Source organism: Modestobacter sp. SYSU DS0290 (genome assembly GCF_054050955.1).
This window is the reverse complement of the sequence record NZ_JBJHAI010000008.1, coordinates 1-16,219: the sequence shown is the minus strand read 5'-3', so window position 1 is coordinate 16,219 and position 16,219 is coordinate 1. Positions and strand designations below refer to the sequence as shown.

The window sequence follows — 16,219 nt, the reverse complement described above, 5'->3', positions numbered from 1 at the left end:
CGGCGCCGGCGGACCGCACGCCGTGGCGGGAACGGCAGCGGCCGCCGCCCCGGGATCCGGGACGGCGGCCGCTGCGGGTGTCGCGCGGCTCAGAGCGCGACGTAGACCGACTTCGTCTGCAGGTACTCGTCGAGCGCCTCGGGGCCGTTCTCCCGGCCGTAGCCCGAGGCCTTGTAGCCGCCGAAGGGCAGTGCGACGTCGAGGATGCCGTAGGTGTTCACCCAGATCAGGCCGGCCTCCAGCTGCGCGGCGACGCGGTGGGCGCGGGCGACGTCCTTGGTGTGCAGGCCGGCGGCCAGCCCGTAGGGCGTGCCGTTGGCCAGCGCGACGGCCTCCTCCTCGGTGTCGAACACCTGCACGGTGAGCACCGGGCCGAAGATCTCCTCCTGCACCAGCCGGGAGTCCTGGGCGACGTCGGCGACGACGGTCGGCGCCATGTAGAAGCCGCCGTCCTTCTCGATCCGCTGCCCGCCGGCGACGACCCGGCCGCTGCCGCCCTCGCCGGTGGCCAGCGCGACGTACCGCTCGACGTTCTCCAGGTGCCGCTCGCCGGCCATCGGGCCGACGATCGTGCCCTCGTCCAGCGGGTCGCCGACCGGCACGTGGGTGGCCCCGCCGACGACGCCGGCGAGCACCTGCTCGTAGACGCCCCGCTGCACCAGCAGCCGGGTGCCGCCCATGCAGAACTGGCCGGTGTTGAAGACGAACGCGGAGACCGCGGCCTGGACCGCCTCGTCGAGATCGGCGTCGTCGAAGACGATGTTCGCCGACTTGCCGCCCAGCTCCATGGTCACCGGGGTGACGTTGGCGGCCGCGGTGGCGGCGATCATGCTGCCGACCTTGGTCGAGCCGGTGAAGGCGATCCGGTCGACGTCCGGGTGCCGGCTGAGCCGGTCGCCGGCGACGGCGCCGTGGCCGGTGACCACGTTGAGCACCCCGGCCGGCAGCCCGGCCTCGGTGAGCAGCTCGGCGATTCGCAGCGCGGTCAGCGGGGTGTCCTCCGCCGGCTTGTGGACGACGGTGTTGCCGGCCGCCAGGGCGGGGGCGATCTTCGACGTCGACAGGATCATCGGGAAGTTGAACGGCGTGATCGCGGCGACCACACCGAGCGGCTCGCGCCGGGTGTAGGCCAGGCCCGGGCCGCGGATGCCGCGGGTCGCGCCCTCGATCGCACCGGCCAGCCCGGCGAAGTAGGAGAAGTGCTCGGCGGTGGTGTTGGTGTCGATCTGCCGGGCGAAGGTGATCGGCTTGCCGGTGTCCAGGCTCTCCAGCCGGGCCAGCTCCTCGCCGTTCTCCAGGATCAGCTGGGCGGCGCGCTGCAGGATCGCGCCGCGGTCGCGGGCGCTCATCGTGCGCCAGGGCCCGCTGTCGAAGGCCCGGCGGGCGGCGGCGACGGCGCGGTCGACGTCCTCGACCGTGCCCTCGGGCATGGTGGTGACCACGCGACCGGTCGACGGGTCGACGACGTCGCGGCGCTCGGTGCCGGTGCCGTCCTGCCACTGACCGTCGATGTAGTGCTTGCCCGGGGGCAGCGCGACCTGCTCGGCGTGGTCCTGGGCCAGTGTGTCGGTGCTCATGTCTCCCTCTCGCCGGCAGCCCTGCCGGGCTGCCTGTCGTTCGACGGCTCTGTCGTGGAGCAACCGTCCGTCAAGGACAACGGAAAGTCACGCCACTCTTCGTAGCCGTCTCCCGCGAAGTGGAAGGCAGATCACACCCTTCCGGGTGGTCAGGCCGGCCGGACGACTCCGACGACGTGCTCGACGCCGCTCTTCTCGCTGCGGACGGCGAGATCCCAGCCTCCGTCGGCCTGCTCGGTGGCCAGCGTGACGGTCGAGGGCAGGAACAGCGGCTTGCGGAAGCCGACGTCCACGCTCACCGCGTCGGGCAGCCGGCCGGACAGCGCCGCCAGCGCGCGGGCCTTCACCCACATGCCGTGCGCGATCGCCCGCTTGAACCCGAACGCCTTCGCGGTCAGCCCGGAGAGGTGGATCGGGTTCACGTCACCGGAGACCTTCGCGTAGCGGCGGCCGGCGTCGTCGGGCACCCGCCAGCGGGCGGCGACCCGCTCGACGTCGCCCACCGGGACCTCGACGTCGGCGTCCGGCGCGCCGTCGGGCGCCGTCGCACCGCGGGCCAGGTAGGTCGAGCGGCCGCGCCACACCTCGTCGCCGCGGCTGCGCACGGACGCGACCAGGTCGACCGTCGCACCGCTCCGGTGCGCCGCGAACCGGTCGGCCCAGACCTCCAGGTCCAGCCGCTCGTCGACCCCGATCGGCCGGTTCACGGTGATCCGGTTGCGCACGTGCACCAGCCCGGGCAGCGCCAGCGGGAAGCTGCGGTCGGCCATCAGCGCGACCTGCAGCGGGAAGGTCAGCACGTGCGGGAAGGTGACCGGCAGCGCGTCGGCCAGCGGGAACCCGCAGACCGCGGCGTAGTCGGCCAGCTGCGCCGGGTCGACCGCCACCCCGGTGCGGGCCAGGTGGGTGTCGGGCAGGTCCCCACCCCGGCCGCGGGCGGTGACGGCTGCCTTCGCGAACAGCGCCGCCATGTTCGGCGGGTCGGTCAGGACGATCATCACGCCCCCAGCAGCGACTGGCCGCAGACCCGCACGACCTGGCCGTTGACCCCGGCGCTGGCCGGCTGGGCGAGGAAGGCGATCGTCTCCGCGACGTCGACCGGCAGCCCGCCCTGCTGCAGCGAGTTCAGCCGCGAGCCGACCTCGCGGGTGCCGAAGGGCATCTTCGCGGTCATCTCGGTGACGATGAACCCCGGCGCGACGGCGTTGATCGTGGCGCCGCGGGCGGCGAACTCCGGCGCCCAGGCGCGCACCATCCCGATGATCCCGGCCTTGGACGCCGCGTAGTTGGTCTGCCCGCGATTGCCGGCGATGCCCGACTGCGAGCTCACGCTGACCACCCGTGCGCCGGGCTTGAGCGCGCCCTCGGTGTCCAGCAGCGCCTGGGTGATGTCCAGCTGCGCCTGCAGGTTGACCGCCATCACCGAGTTCCAGCGGGCGGCGTCCATGTTCACCAGCAGCTTGTCGCGGGTGATGCCGGCGTTGTGCACGACGACGTCCACCCCGCCGTGCCGGGCGATCAGCTGCTTCGCCAGGCGCGGGCCGGCGTCGTCGGCGGTGATGTCCAGCGCGACCGCCGTCCCGCCGATCTCGTTGGCCACCTGCGCCAACTGCTCCCCGGCGGCCGGGACGTCGACGACCACCACGTGCGCGCCGTCGCGGGACAGCACCTTGGCGATCGCCGCGCCGATGCCGCGGGCGGCCCCGGTGACGACGGCGACCTCGCCGGCCAGCGGGCGCTCGGCGTCGGTCTCGGCCGGGACGTCGGCGGCGGAGAGGGTGAGCACCTGGCCGTCGACGTAGGCCGCGCGGCCGGAGAGGAAGAACCGCAGCGGGCTGCCCAGCGAGGCCTCCGCGCCGGCCGGGACGAGCACCAGGTTGGCGGTGGCGCCGTTGCGCAGCTCCTTGGCCAGCGAGCGGACCAGCCCCTCGAGCGCCTGCCGGGCCGCGGCCTGCGCCGGGCCCTCCGCCGTCGCCGGCGGGTCGGCCAGCACCAGCACCCGCCCGCTGGCGCCGAGCCGCTTCACCGCGGGGGCGAGCAGGTCGTGGGCCGCGGCGAGGTCGCCCGGGCCGGTCAGCCCGGTGGCGTCCAGCACCACGGCGCCCAGCTTCGCGCCGTCGTCCGAACCGTCGGCGGCCACCGGGGAGACCACGGTGACCCCGGCGTCGCGCAGCAACCGGGTGACGGCCTCCCGCAGCCGGCCCTCGCCGGCCGACCCGACCAGCGCCGGACCGGGGAGCAGCGGCTGCCCGGGCTCGTACCGGCGCAGCTCCGCCGGCCGGGGCAGGCCCAGCTGCTTGGTGATCGTCGTGCCGACGCCGGAATTGGCGAAGTCGCGGTACCAGTCGCTCACGTGGGGTCCTTCCGTGGTGCGTGACAGGGGTGGGCGCTCACCCGGGTTGAGCCGCATGACCGGACGTGGAGCCGCGCCGTGGCCCGGCTCCACGTCCGGTGGACCGGGTCGAGCCGGACGACCGGGACGCCGGCGCTCAGGACTCGAGGATGGCGACGACGCCCTGGCCGCCGGCCGCGCAGATGGAGATCAGCCCGCGCTTGCCCGGGCCGGCCTGGTGCAGCATCTTCGCCAGCATCGCGACGATCCGGCCGCCGGTCGCGGCGAACGGGTGCCCGGCGGCCAGCGACGAGCCGTGCACGTTCAGCTTCGACCGGTCGATGGACCCGAGCGGGGCGTCCAGACCGAGCTTCTCCTTGCAGAACGCCGGGCTCTCCCACGCCTTGAGGGTGGCGAGCACGGTGGAGGCGAACGCCTCGTGCACCTCGTAGAAGTCGAAGTCCTGCAGCGTCAGGCCGTTGCGCGCCAGCAGCACCGGGACGGCGTAGGCGGGCGCCATCAGCAGCCCCTCGCCACCGTGCACGTAGTCGACCGCGGCGGTCTGCGCGTCGACCAGGTGGGCGAGCACCGGCAGGTCGTGCGCGGCGGCCCACTCGTCGGAGGCCAGCAGCACCGCGGAGGCGCCGTCGGTCAGCGGCGTGGAGTTGCCCGCGGTCATCGTGGCGTCGTCGCCGCGGCCGAAGACCGGCTTGAGCTTCGCGAGCTTCTCCACCGAGGTGTCCGGGCGCAGGTTGTTGTCGCGGGCCAGGCCCAGGTACGGCGTCACCAGGTCGTCGAAGAAGCCGGCGTCCCAGGCGGCAGCCAGCGCGTGGTGCGAGCGGACGGCGAGCTCGTCCTGCTCCTCGCGGCCGATCTCCCACTCCTTCGCCGTGATCGCGGCGTGGTCGCCCATCGCCAGGCCGGTGCGCGGCTCGGCGTTGCGGGGGATCTCCGGGACGAGCTGACCAGGGCGCAGCCGGCCGAGCGCCTTGAGTCGCTGCTGGACCGTCTTCGCCCGGTTGAGCTCCATCAGCAGCCGGCGCAGGTCCTCGCTCACCGCGACCGGGGCGTCCGAGGCGGTGTCGACGCCGCCGGCGATGCCCGACTCGACCTGGCCGAGGGCGATCTTGTTGGCGACCAGGATCGCCGCCTCGAGGCCGGTGCCGCAGGCCTGCTGGACGTCGTAGGCGGGGGTGGCGGCCGACAGCCGGGAGCCGAGCACCGCCTCGCGGGTGAGGTTGAAGTCGCGGGAGTGCTTGAGGACGGCGCCGGCCACGACCTCGCCCACCTGCTCGCCCTGCAGCCCAAAGCGGGCGACCAGCCCGTCGAGGGTGGCGGTGAGCATGTCGGAGTTGCTCGCCCGGGCGTAGGCGCCGTTGGCGCGGGCGAAGGGGATGCGGTTGCCGCCGACGATCGCGGCCTTCCGGGTCTGCTCAGCCATGGGAGGACCTCCGTGGTCGTTGATGGCCATCTCCGCCCCCCGCAGGCAGAGCAGAAATGGCCATTCCTGCCTCGGCGGGGGTGATCGGTGTCTGATACCGACGGTATCAGGTACTTTCGGTCCCGTGAACACCGAGACGGCGGCCGCACCGCGGGACCGGCGCGACTCCCGCTGGGACGCGCACCGGCGCGCGCGGCGCGAGCAGCTGGTCGAGGCGACGCTGGCCGCCGTCGGCCGGCACGGCCCCGGTGTCGGCATGGACGAGATCGCCGCCGAGGCCGGCACCAGCAAGACCGTCGTCTACCGGCACTTCGCCGACCGCAGCGAGCTCTACGTCGCCGTCTGCGCCCGGGTCGCCGAGCAGCTCGTCCGCAAGCTGCGCGAGGCGATCGGCAGCAGCGAGCACCCCCGGCAGATGGTCTCGGCCGCCGTGGAGACCTACCTGGCGTTCATCGAGGCCGATCCTGCGGTCTACCGGTTCGTGGTGGGGCACGCGCTGGTCGACCGGCCGGCCGGTCTGATCGCCGAGGGCAAGGACCCGATCAGCAGCCTCTCCGACCTCATCGGCGACGAGGTCGGCGCCCTGGTGTCCACCGCGCTCCAGCGCGCCGGGCAGGACACCGCCGCCGCCGCGCCCTGGGGCCACGGGGTGATCGGGCTGGTCCGCGCCGCCGCCGACTGGTGGCTGCGCGCCGACCGCCCGATGCCGCGCACCCAGCTCGCCGCTCACCTGACCGACCTGGCCTGGACCGGGCTGCGCGGCGTCGTCACCCCGACGCCGTCCACCCCCGGGCCCTCAACCACTCCCCCCGCCCGTCCGATGGAGGAAGCATGACCAGCACACCGACGCCGCTGACGCCGGTCGACCCCGCCCGGCTGACCGAGGTCCTCGACGGGCGCTGGGCGCACGTGCGCCGCGACGCCCGGGAGCAGCTCGGCACGGCCCACTACGCCACGGTGCACGGCGAGACGATGGCCGAGGCCCGCGAGCGGGTGACCCGGCTGGCCGCCGACCTGGCCGCCACCGGTCGCGTCGGCCTCGGCTACCCGCAGGCGTACGGCGGGTCCGACGACAGCGGCGGCTCGGTGGTCTCCATCGAGATGCTCGCCCAGGCCGACCTGTCGCTGATGGTCAAGGCCGGCGTGCAGTGGGGCCTGTTCGGCGGCGCCGTGCAGGCCCTGGGCACCCAGCGCCACCACGACGAGTTCCTCCCGGCGATCATGAGCTTCGACCTGCCCGGTTGCTTCGCGATGACCGAGACCGGCCACGGCTCCGACGTCCAGCAGCTGCGCACGACGGCCACCTACGACCCGGCGACGCAGTCCTTCGACCTGCACACCCCGCACCAGGCCGCCCGCAAGGACTACATCGGCAACGCGGCGCAGGACGGCCGGATGGCGGTCGTCTTCGCCCAGCTGGTCACCGGCGGGCAGCGGCACGGCGTGCACGCCTGGCTGGTGCCGATCCGCGACGAGCACGGCAACCCGATGCCCGGCGTCACCATCGGCGACGACGGCCCCAAGGCCGGGCTGCTCGGCGTGGACAACGGCCGGCTGGCCTTCGACCACGTGCGGGTGCCCCGGGAGATGCTGCTCGACCGGTACGGCCAGGTGGCCCCCGACGGCACGTACACCTCGAGCATCGAGAACGAGACCCGGCGCTTCTTCACGATGCTCGGCACCCTGGTGCGCGGGCGGGTCAGCGTCGGCGGCTCGGCGTCCTCGGCGGCGAAGGTGGCCCTGGAGATCGCCGTCCGCTACGGCGACGTCCGCCGCCAGTTCTCCGCCCCCGGCGAGGAGCGCGAGGTGGTGATCAACGACTACCTGGTGCACCAGCGCACGCTGCTCCCCGCCCTGGCCCGCACCTACGCCTTCTCCTTCGCCCAGGAGGAGCTGCTCTGCACGATGCACGACGTGCTGGGCGCCGAGTCCGTCGACGAGGGGGCGCAGCGGGAGCTGGAGTCCCGGGCCGCCGGGCTCAAGGCGCTGCAGACCTGGCACGCCACCCGCACCATCCAGCTGTGCCGCGAGGCCTGCGGCGGGGCCGGCTACCTGCAGGAGAACCGGCTGCCCGGGCTCAAGGCCGACACCGACGTGTTCACCACCTTCGAGGGCGACAACACGGTGCTGATGCAGCTGGTCGCCAAGGGCCTGCTCACCGGCTACCGGGACGCCTTCGGCTCCCTCGACGGCTGGGGCAAGGCGGCGTTCGTCGCCGAGCAGGTGCGGGAGACCGTGCTGGAGCGCACCGCGGCCCGGGCGCTGATCCAGCGGCTGGTCGACGCCGTCCCCGGCCGGGAGGACGACGTCCCCTTCACCGACCGCGGCTGGCAGCTGAAGATGCTGGAGGACCGGGAGAAGCACGTCCTGGAGGGCGTGATCAAGCGGCTGCGCAAGAACGCCGCCACGCACAAGGGCGGCCGGCAGTTCGACGTCTTCAACGACGTGCAGGACCACGCCCTCAAGGCCGCCGAGGCGCACATGGAGCGGGTGGTGCTGGAGGCGTTCGTCGCCGGCATCGAGCGGACGGCGGACCCGGCGGCGCGGGCGCTGCTGTCCCGGGTCTGCGACCTGTTCGCGCTGAGCACCATTGAGGCGGACAAGGGCTGGTACCTGGAGCACTCGCGGCTCAGCCCCACCCGGGCCAAGGCGCTCACCGGCGCGGTGAACGAGCTGCTGGCCGAGCTGCGCCCGCACATGCGCACCCTGGTCGACGCCTTCGCGATCCCCGAGGCGTGGCTGAACTGCGCGATCCTGGCCGAGGAGCCGGGCCGCCAGGAGACGATGGCCGCCCACGACGCCGCGCTGCGGACGCGGGGCACCGAGCCGCAGGCCGAGGGCACCGCGACCGACCTGGAGCTCACCCCCGCCCAGTGAGGCTTCGAGTGAGCAGTTGCGGTCGCTGACACGCCAGGACGCGCCGGGCGGGGCGGCCGCAACTGCTCACTCGGCCGGGGTGTGACCGCCTGCGCCGGCGACCGGGATGATGTGCGGCCGTGGAGGTCCTGGCGGCGACGGTCGAGACGCTGCGCATCCCGCGGGTGGTCGACCTGGCGGCGATCGTCATCGGTGCGCTCACCGGCGGGCTGCTGGCCGCCCGGGAGGGCTTCGCCGTCTCCGGCGTGCTGCTGCTGGCGGTCAGCGGCGGGCTCGGCGGCGGGCTCATCCGCGACGTCCTGCTCGCCGACGCCGCCCCCGTCGCGCTGACCGACCGGGCCTACCTGCCCACCGTGGCGGTCACCGCCGCCGTCACCTTCTACTTCTCCGGGTGGCTGTCCCGGCTCACCGGGCTGCTGGTGGTGCTCGACGGGCTCACCCTGGGCTTCTTCACCCTCATCGGCGCGCAGAAGGCCCAGCTCGCCGGGCTGCCCAACGCGTCGGTGGTCTTCATCGGCACGCTCACCGCGGTCGGCGGCACGCTGATCCGTGACGTCCTGCTCGCCCAGCGGGCGGACATCGTCCAGCCCGGTCCCTACAACGCCGTCGCCGCGCTGCTCGGGGCCGGCGTGCTGACCGTGCTGGCCGGGCCGCTGGACCTGCCACCGCTCCCGGTGGCCGCGATCGTCGTCACCCTGGTGGCCTCGCTGCGGGTGCTGTCGGTGTGGCGCGGCTGGGAGGCGCCGGTCGCCGTCGACCTGCCGCAGCGGGCCCGGAGCCGGCTGGACCGGCGGCTGTCCCGCCCCGGGCGGCGCAGGAGGCTGCGCCGCCGCAGCCGGCGCTGACCCTCAGCCCGGCGGGGCACCGGGGACGACGTCCGGGGTGGGCTCGATCCCCAGGGGCACCCGCTGAGCTCCGGCCTCCGGGGGACGGGGCCGGCCCTGCGGGTGGAGCCGGACGGCGAGGAGGGCGACGTCGTCCTCGGTGTCGGGCAGGTACATGCGGGCCAGCAGCTGCTCGCACAGCTGCTCCAGCGGCAGGTCGACGAGGTCGGTGAGCACCCGGCGCAGCTCGGCGATGCCGGCGTCGATGTCCCGGTCCCGGCGCTCGACCAGCCCGTCGGTGTACAGCAGCAGCGTCCCGCCCCGGGCGACCGTGGCCACCCGGTCGGTGCGGGGCGTGCGCGGGTCCACGCCGAGCAGCAGGTCGGCGTCGTCGTCGAACAGGGTGACCCGGCCCCCGGCGTCGATCAGCACCGGCGGCGGATGACCGGCCGAGGACCAGCGCACCCGGGTCTCCCCCTGCTGCAGCTCCCGGTCGTCCTGCTCCAGCCGGGCCACCACCGCAGTGGCCATGGTGTCCAGGTCGAGCCCGGTGACGGCCCGGTCCAGGCCGCTGAGCAGCTCGGCCGGGGTGCCGCCGGTGTGGTGGCCGATGCCCCGCAGCAGCCCGCGGAGCTGGCCCATCGCGGCCGCCGCCCGGCTGTCGTGGCCCACCACGTCCCCGATGACCAGCACCGTCGCGCCGGAGGGCTGGACGAACGCGTCGTACCAGTCACCGCCCACCTCGGCCCCGGCCGCCGCCGGCACGTAGCGGACGACGATCTCGCAGTGGTCCGGCGCCGGCGGGGCGGTGAGCATGCTGCGCTGCAGCGTCTCGGCCAGCTGCCGCTGCCGGCCGAACAGCCGGGCCTGCTGCAGCGCCGCCCCGGCGCGGCGGCCCACCTCCACCGCGGTCTCCAGCTGCGCCCGGGTCTGGGCCGCGCCGCCGGCGGTGGTGTAGATGCCCAGGGCGCCCAGCGTCTCCCCGCGGGCGACCAGCGGGACGACGATGCCGGCCTCCGGCGCCAGTGCGGCCAGCATCGCGCGCGCCTCCGGGTCCGGCAGCGCCCGTTCGACGTAGGCGTCGTCCAGCCGGGTGACCGTCAGCGGCCGGCCGGTGCGGGTGACCACCCGGGCGGCCGCCTCGTCGCTCATGCCGGCGACCATGGCGCGCACGTACGCCTCCAGCTCGCCGCGGCGGGACCGGTCCCGGTGGGCGGAGGCGACCCGGCGCATCCGGCCGTGCTCGTCGGTGACCACCACCCAGCACCAGTCGCCCAGCGACGGCACCACCAGCTCGGCGAGCCGGGCGAGCTGCTGGTCGATGTCGAGCGTCCCGGCGAGCACCAGGCCCACCTCGGCCAGCAGCTGCAGCCGGGTGTTGGCCGCGGTCAGCGCGGTCACCGCCGCGTCGCGCTGGGCGTCGGCGTGCGCCCGGGAGACGCTGAGCCCGATCTGCGCGGCGAGGGCCTCCAGCAGCTCCACGTCGTCGTCGGTGAACGCCCGGGCCTCGGACCAGACCACCACGAAGCTGCCCAGCAGCCGGCCCTCCACCCGCAGCGGCAGCGCGGCCAGGGCGTGCACCCCGACCAGCTCACCGACCTCCGCCATCCGGGGGAAGCGGGCCACCGCTGCGGCCCGGTCGGCCAGCAGCAGCCGTTCACCGTGCCGGGCGACGTACTGGGTGGGCAGCTCGTCGTCGAAGGCCAGCACCACGCCCCCGGCCGGCAGTGCGACGTCGGACCGGGCCTCCACGGCGTCGACCAGCCCGCGGGTCATGTGCAGCCGCAGCCGGCCGTCGACCGGGTCGTGCACCGCCAGCGCGCTGGCCGCCGCCCCGAGCACGGTGGCGCAGCCCCGCAGCGCCGCTTCGGCGAGGTCGGCCATCCCGGTCGCGTTGGCCAGGTCGACCGCGACCTCGGCGATCACGGCGGCGCGCTGGACGGCGGACAGCCGCCGTGCGGCGTCCCGCCGGGCGTCGGTGACGTCGACCGTCGTCCCGACCAGCCGGACCGGCTCCCCGCGCGAGTCGCGGAGCACCCGCCCCCGGCAGACGACCCAGCGCTCCCCGCCGTCGACGGGCAGCACCCGCATCTCGACCAGGAACTCCCCGGACCCGGCCAGCGCGGCGCGCATCGCGGCCCGCACGGCCTCGTGGTCGTCGGGGTGCAGCCGGGCCATCATCAGCTCGTCGCCGACCCACTCCTGGGCGCCGGGCAGGCCGAAGATCGCCGCGTTGCGCTCGTCCCAGGAGACCCGGCCGGTGCGCAGGTCCCGCTCCCACACCCCGACGGAACCGGCCTCCAGCGCGAGTTCCAGCCGGGTCAGCGAGGTGCGGACGGCGGCCGACGCAGCGACCAGCTCGAGCTCGGTGACGACGGTCGCGGCGACCTCCCGGGCGACCCGGACGTCTCGTTCGCTCCAGTCCCGCGGGGTGGGCGAGAGCAGGCTCAGCGCGCCGACCCGGTGCCCCGAGGCCAGCTGCAGCGGCACCGACAGGCAGGCGCCCAGCGTCCCGGCGGCGACCGCGGGCAGCCCGGCGACCCGCGGGTCGGCGCGGGCGTCGGGGACGACGAGGGCCGAGCCGACGCGGACGGCGACCGTGCCGGGGACGTCGGTCAGCGGGGTGGCCTCCCCCACCGCGATCGGCCAGCCGGCGCCACCGAGGGCCACGGCCACGTCGGTCAGCAGCACCACCTGGGCCGACGGCACGTCGACCAGCCGGGTGGCGATGCCCGCCAGCCGGTCGAACGGGGCGGTGCCGGTCAGCTCCGCGGCGAGGCTGCGAGCCGCGGCGACCCGGTGCGGGTCGGTGAGCGGGTCCGGGGACGGGTGCAGCTCGGACACGCCGGCCTGCCTCCCCCTGGTCCCGGTGCGCGGCGACGTCCGGCGGGTCCGGATGCCTGCGTGCGGCCCACCATGCTGGCACGTCACCTGCACGAACCGGGTGATCGGCGTCAGCGGCGCCCGCCCCGGTCACGCTCAAGGAGTCGCCCGGTGGGGCCGATCTGGAGGAGGTGACCTCGACCCTGCCTCCCCAGCGCGAGGACTGCCGTCCGCTGTTGGCCGGTGCCGACGACCTGACCGTCGTGTTCCAGCCGATCGTCGACCTCGCGACCGCGACCGTCGCCAGCTACGAGGCGCTCGCCCGCTTCCCCGGCACGGCCTCCCCCGACGTCTGGTTCGCCGCGGCGGCCGAGGCGGGGCTGAGCGCCCAGCTGGAGGCGCTCGCGCTGCGCCGGGCGCTCGCCGCCCTGCCGGACCTGCCGCCGGACACCTTCCTCACCGTCAGCGTCAGCCCGCACCTGCTCGACAGCGGCCCGGTGGCGGCGGCGCTGGCCGAGCCACCGACGCTGCGCCGGGTGGTCATCGAGCTGACCGAGCACATGCCCACCCCGGACCTGGCCGCGTTGCGCGGGCAGACCGCCGCGCTGCGCGGCCGCGGTGCGCTGATCGCCATCGACGACGCCGGCTCCGGCTGGTCGGGGCTCCAGCAGATCGCCGAGGTCCGCCCCCAGCTGGTCAAGCTCGACCGCGCTCTGGTGTCCGGCGCCGACACCGACCCGGTGAAGACCGCGCTGGCCGAGATGGTGGGCGCCTTCACCAGCCGGATCGACGCCTGGCTGCTGGCCGAGGGCATCGAGACCCCCGGCGAGCTGGCGACCTTCGTTCGGCTCGGCGTCCCGCTGGCCCAGGGCTGGCTGCTCGGCCGGCCCGCCCCCGGGTTCGCCCCGCTGTCCGCCGAGGCCGAGCAGCTGGTGCGCGCCAGCGTCGCCCGCGCCCAGCTCAGCGAGAGCGTCGCCAGCCTGCTGCGCCCGGTGCGGCAGCACAGCACCGGTGACGACGCGGGCTCGCCCCCGCCGTACGTGCTGCTCGACCGGGACGAGGTGCCGGTGGAGCTGGTGCTCGCCGACCCGCGCACCAACGCCGCCTACCGCGCGCCCGTCTCGCTGCGGGTGCTCCCCTCGGCCGGGGTGACCGAGACGCTGCAGCGGGCGCTGACCCGCCCGCCGGTGCACCGCTTCGACCCGGTGATCTGCACCGACCGCACCGGCGCGGTCCTCGGCCTGCTGCGGATGGAGGACCTGGCCTCCGCGGCCGCCAGCTCCTGACCCCCCGGCCGTCGCCCGACGGCCGGTCCGCCGAGTCTCGAGGAGAGATCCGTGAAGGCCTTCGCCTGCGGGGACGTCGTCCCCGGCTGCACCGCCCGCTTCACCGCGCCGGACGAGGACGCCGTCCTCTCCCAGGTCGCCGCCCACGCGACCGCCGACCACGGACTGGGCAGCGTGCCGCCGGAGCTGGTCGAGCAGGTCCGCGCCGCCATCGTCGCCGTGTGATCGCCCCGCCCCGCCCGCCGGACCCGCTCGTGCGGGTCCGGCGAGGGGCGCTCAGCCCTCCGCGCTGGCCTCGGTGAGCAGCTGCCGCTGCTCGTCGGTGAGCACCAGGTCCAGCATCGGCAGCAGGTCGGCCAGCTGCTCGACGTCGCGGCCGCTGGCGATCGGCGCCGTCACCGTGGGCTGGTCGGCGAGCCAGCGCAGCGCGACGGCGGCGCCGGTCACGCCCTGGGCGTCGGCGACCTGCTGCAGCGCGGCCAGCACCCGGTCACCCTTCTCACCCACGTACTTCGCCGCGCCCTGGGCGCGCGGGGAGTCGATCGTCTGCCCCGCCCGGTACTTGCCGGTGAGGAAGCCGCGGGCCAGCCCGAAGTAGGGCAGGACGCCGAGGTCGTGCTCGGCGGCGACGGCCTGCAGCTCGTCCTCGTAGACCGGGCGCTCCATCAGGTTGTAGTGCGGCTGGAGCGCCACGTAGCGGGCGACGCCCAGCTCGTCCGACGTCCGCAGCGCCTCGGTGAGCCGGGCCGCGGAGTAGTTCGACGCGGCGACGTACCGCACCTTGCCGGCCTGCACCAGCTCGTCGAAGGCGCGCAGCGTCTCCTCCAGCGGGGTGCTCTCGTCGTCGTAGTGCGCGTAGTAGAGGTCGATGTGGTCGGTCTGCAGGTTGCGCAGCGACCGGTCGCAGGCCGCCCGGATCTCCGCCGCCGACAGCGGGTGCTCCTTCTGCCCCGGGCTGGCCTTGGTGGCCACCACCGTGCGGTCGCGCGCACCGCGCTCGGCCATCCAGTTGCCCAGGATCGTCTCGGAGACGCCGTCGCCGTACATCTCCGCGGTGTCCACGAACGGTGACTGGGTGCTGGGCACCGCGTCGGAGAACCGGTCGAGCAGGGCGAAGGACGTCGGCTCGTCGGCGGTCCACCCGAAGACGTTGCCGCCCAGGCAGAGGTCGCTGACGGTCAGGTCGGTCCCGGGGAGCTGTGGCATGGCCATCACGCTAAGGCGGCACCCGGTGCCGCGCGCGCCGGCCCCCGCGTGATCAACTGCGTGACGAAAGTGACCTGCGGGTAGAGAAACCCCGGAAATCCGGGCCCAGCGCTCGCCAACACCCAGGTCGGCATGGCAACGTGCCGCCCGTTGCTGGTCGACGACGGGGTCGGCCAGATCCGCCCACCGGGCACCCGCCACACCGGCGGCGGGCCTGGTGGAGGCCCCGACGTCCGCCAGGACGCACGGGGGCCGCGCCCGGTCGGACCGGGCGCGACGACCACGGCGGACCGCCCGAGGGCCGGACCGCCGACCACGACACCGAGAGGAACTCGCATGAACAAGGCCGAACTCGTCTCCGCCATCGCCAAGCGCGCCGACGTCCCCGCCAGCACCGTGGACTCCGTGATCAACGGTCTCCAGGAGGAGCTGGTCGAGGCCATCACCCGCGGCGACAAGGTGGCCGTCCCCGGCCTGCTGACCGTCGAGCGCTCGCAGCGTTCCGCCCGCACCGGGCGCAACCCGCAGACCGGCGAGTCCATCGAGATCGCCGCTGCCAACACCGTCAAGGTGACCGCCGGCTCGAACCTGAAGAAGGCCGCCGCCGCCGTCCCGGTGCAGTAAGACCTCCTCACCGACGCCCCTGTCCCGCTGCCGCGGGACGGGGGCGTCGGTGCGTCCGGGGCGACCGCGAGGATGAGCGCATGGCACCCGACTCCGTCCTGCTGCCCGACGAGCGCACCCTGCACGGCTCCTGGGACCCCGACCGCCCCCCGGTGCTGACCGTCGACCCGGGCTCCTCGGTGCGGCTGGGCACCCTGGACTCCGGCTGGTCGACCGGCCCCTACACCGGCCCGGACACCGCCGAGGGCCTCGCCGCCCGCCCCCGCCACCCCGCGCACGACCCGGCCGCCGGGCACGCGCTCACCGGCCCGGTCGCCGTCCGCGGCGCCGAGCCCGGGCAGGTCCTCGCCGTCCGCATCGACGACGTCGTCCCCGGGGCGTTCGGCACCACCTACGTCGGGCTGCGCTCCACGGCGCTCAACGAGTGGCTCGGGGTGACCGCCGCCCCCGTCGTCCACCGGTGGACCCTCGACGCGACCGCCGGCGTGGGGCGCAACCAGGCCGGGCACTCCGTCGCGCTGCGACCGTTCCCCGGGGTGGTCGGCGTGCCCCGGCGGAACCGGGCCGGCACTCGACGATCCCGCCCTACTGGCACGGCGGCAACCTGGACTGCCGCGAGCTGGTCGCCGGTTCGACGCTGTACCTGCCGGTGACCATGCCCGGTGCGCTGCTGTCGGTCGGCGACGGGCACGCCGCCCAGGGCGACGGCGAGGTGGCCGGCACCGCGATCGAGTGCCCGCTGGAGCGGATCGACCTCACCCTCGACGTGCTGCCCGACCTGTTCGGCCGCGCGCTGACCACGCCGGTGGCGAGGACCCCGGCCGGCTGGGTGACCATGGGCGTCGCCGACGACCTGGACGAGGCGATGGCGGTGGCGCTGGACGCGATGCTCGACGTCGTCGCCGCGGTGCACCGGATGAGCCGGTCCGACGCGCTCGCGCTGGCCAGCGTGGTGGTCGACCTGCGGGTGACCCAGGTGGTGAACCAGGTGGTCGGCGTGCACGCCGTCCTCCCCTGGGGCGCGATCCGCTGAGGCGCCCGGGATCAGGTGACCTGATCGTGGGGGGGGGGGGGGGGGGGGGGGGGGGGGGGGGGGGGGGGGGCCGGGGGGGGGGGGGGGGGGGGGGGGGGGGGGGGGGGGGGGGGGGGGGGGGGGGGGGGGGGGGGGGGGGGGGGGGGGGGGGGGGGGGGGGGGGGGGGGGGGGGGGGGGGGGGGGGGGGGGGGGGGG

General features: G+C 75.3%; 14 protein-coding genes. 8 read left to right on the top strand and 6 right to left on the bottom strand.

Features of this window, described 5'->3' with window-relative positions; genetic code table 11:
* Positions 1–89: 89 nt before the first annotated feature.
* From ACI795_RS09100 to ACI795_RS09085, 4 genes are all read right to left on the bottom strand, one after another.
* On the bottom strand, positions 90–1,577 hold the full coding sequence (locus ACI795_RS09100; protein WP_457075172.1) for an aldehyde dehydrogenase family protein: 1,488 nt from the start codon (positions 1,575–1,577) through the stop codon (positions 90–92).
* 149 nt (positions 1,578–1,726) lie between these two features.
* The gene (locus ACI795_RS09095) at positions 1,727–2,575 is read right to left on the bottom strand and encodes a MaoC family dehydratase (protein WP_457075289.1); all 849 of its coding nucleotides are present in this window, start codon (positions 2,573–2,575) and stop codon (positions 1,727–1,729) included.
* Positions 2,575–3,930, bottom strand: a complete 1,356-nt coding sequence (locus ACI795_RS09090) for a 3-oxoacyl-ACP reductase (RefSeq protein ID WP_457075171.1) — start codon at positions 3,928–3,930, stop codon at positions 2,575–2,577. The genes ACI795_RS09095 and ACI795_RS09090 overlap by 1 nt, the downstream gene beginning before the upstream one ends.
* 136 nt (positions 3,931–4,066) lie before the next feature.
* Positions 4,067–5,350, bottom strand: coding sequence for an acetyl-CoA C-acetyltransferase (locus tag ACI795_RS09085; RefSeq protein WP_457075170.1), 1,284 nt, complete (start codon positions 5,348–5,350; stop codon positions 4,067–4,069).
* Between the two features lie 124 nt (positions 5,351–5,474).
* Here ACI795_RS09085 and ACI795_RS09080 point away from each other — a divergent pair, with 124 nt between their 5' ends.
* The 3 genes from ACI795_RS09080 (at position 5,475) to ACI795_RS09070 (ending at position 9,072) form a co-directional block, all read left to right on the top strand.
* Positions 5,475–6,185, top strand: coding sequence for a TetR family transcriptional regulator (locus ACI795_RS09080; protein ID WP_457075169.1), 711 nt, complete (start codon positions 5,475–5,477; stop codon positions 6,183–6,185).
* Complete coding sequence (locus tag ACI795_RS09075; RefSeq protein ID WP_457075168.1) at positions 6,182–8,227, top strand: acyl-CoA dehydrogenase family protein; 2,046 nt, start codon at positions 6,182–6,184, stop codon at positions 8,225–8,227. Before ACI795_RS09080 ends, ACI795_RS09075 begins: the two co-directional genes overlap by 4 nt.
* Positions 8,228–8,346: 119 nt before the next feature.
* A complete protein-coding gene (locus ACI795_RS09070; RefSeq protein ID WP_457075167.1) occupies positions 8,347–9,072 on the top strand; it encodes a trimeric intracellular cation channel family protein in 726 nt (241 codons plus the stop codon).
* Between the two features lie 3 nt (positions 9,073–9,075).
* On the opposite strand, the gene ACI795_RS09065 is transcribed toward ACI795_RS09070, so the two are convergent.
* The gene (locus ACI795_RS09065; protein WP_457075166.1) at positions 9,076–11,895 is read right to left on the bottom strand and encodes a SpoIIE family protein phosphatase; all 2,820 of its coding nucleotides are present in this window, start codon (positions 11,893–11,895) and stop codon (positions 9,076–9,078) included.
* Between the two features lie 170 nt (positions 11,896–12,065).
* Between ACI795_RS09065 and ACI795_RS09060 the strand changes: the two genes are divergently transcribed.
* Together ACI795_RS09060 and ACI795_RS09055 are read left to right on the top strand one after the other, a co-directional pair.
* On the top strand, positions 12,066–13,160 hold the full coding sequence (locus ACI795_RS09060; RefSeq protein WP_457075165.1) for an EAL domain-containing protein: 1,095 nt from the start codon (positions 12,066–12,068) through the stop codon (positions 13,158–13,160).
* Positions 13,161–13,211: 51 nt separating this feature from the next.
* Entirely contained in the window at positions 13,212–13,385 is a 174-nt protein-coding gene (locus tag ACI795_RS09055) for a DUF1059 domain-containing protein (protein WP_457075164.1), read from the top strand.
* 51 nt (positions 13,386–13,436) lie between these two features.
* Here ACI795_RS09055 and ACI795_RS09050 read toward each other — a convergent pair whose 3' ends face one another.
* Complete coding sequence (locus ACI795_RS09050; protein WP_457075163.1) at positions 13,437–14,366, bottom strand: aldo/keto reductase; 930 nt, start codon at positions 14,364–14,366, stop codon at positions 13,437–13,439.
* A 336-nt stretch (positions 14,367–14,702) separates the two neighbouring features.
* Here ACI795_RS09050 and ACI795_RS09045 point away from each other — a divergent pair, with 336 nt between their 5' ends.
* From ACI795_RS09045 to ACI795_RS09035, 3 genes are all read left to right on the top strand, one after another.
* Positions 14,703–14,990, top strand: a complete 288-nt coding sequence (locus ACI795_RS09045; protein ID WP_457075162.1) for an HU family DNA-binding protein — start codon at positions 14,703–14,705, stop codon at positions 14,988–14,990.
* 80 nt (positions 14,991–15,070) lie between these two features.
* Entirely contained in the window at positions 15,071–15,643 is a 573-nt protein-coding gene (locus ACI795_RS09040) for an acetamidase/formamidase family protein (RefSeq protein ID WP_457075161.1), read from the top strand.
* Positions 15,568–16,023, top strand: a complete 456-nt coding sequence (locus ACI795_RS09035; protein ID WP_457075288.1) for an acetamidase/formamidase family protein — start codon at positions 15,568–15,570, stop codon at positions 16,021–16,023. The genes ACI795_RS09040 and ACI795_RS09035 overlap by 76 nt, the downstream gene beginning before the upstream one ends.
* The last annotated feature ends 196 nt before the right edge of the window (positions 16,024–16,219 follow it).

Excerpts from the sequence above, each read along its gene's own strand:
- ACI795_RS09100 (WP_457075172.1), bottom strand. The coding sequence starts at position 1,577 with ATGAGCACCGACACACTGGCCCAGGACCACGCCGAGCAGGTCGCGCTG.
- ACI795_RS09095 (WP_457075289.1), bottom strand. The coding sequence starts at position 2,575 with ATGATCGTCCTGACCGACCCGCCGAACATGGCGGCGCTGTTCGCGAAG.
- ACI795_RS09085 (WP_457075170.1), bottom strand. The coding sequence starts at position 5,350 with ATGGCTGAGCAGACCCGGAAGGCCGCGATCGTCGGCGGCAACCGCATC.
- ACI795_RS09075 (WP_457075168.1), top strand. The coding sequence starts at position 6,182 with ATGACCAGCACACCGACGCCGCTGACGCCGGTCGACCCCGCCCGGCTG.
- ACI795_RS09050 (WP_457075163.1), bottom strand. The coding sequence starts at position 14,366 with ATGCCACAGCTCCCCGGGACCGACCTGACCGTCAGCGACCTCTGCCTG.
- ACI795_RS09045 (WP_457075162.1), top strand. The coding sequence starts at position 14,703 with ATGAACAAGGCCGAACTCGTCTCCGCCATCGCCAAGCGCGCCGACGTC.
- ACI795_RS09040 (WP_457075161.1), top strand. The coding sequence starts at position 15,071 with ATGGCACCCGACTCCGTCCTGCTGCCCGACGAGCGCACCCTGCACGGC.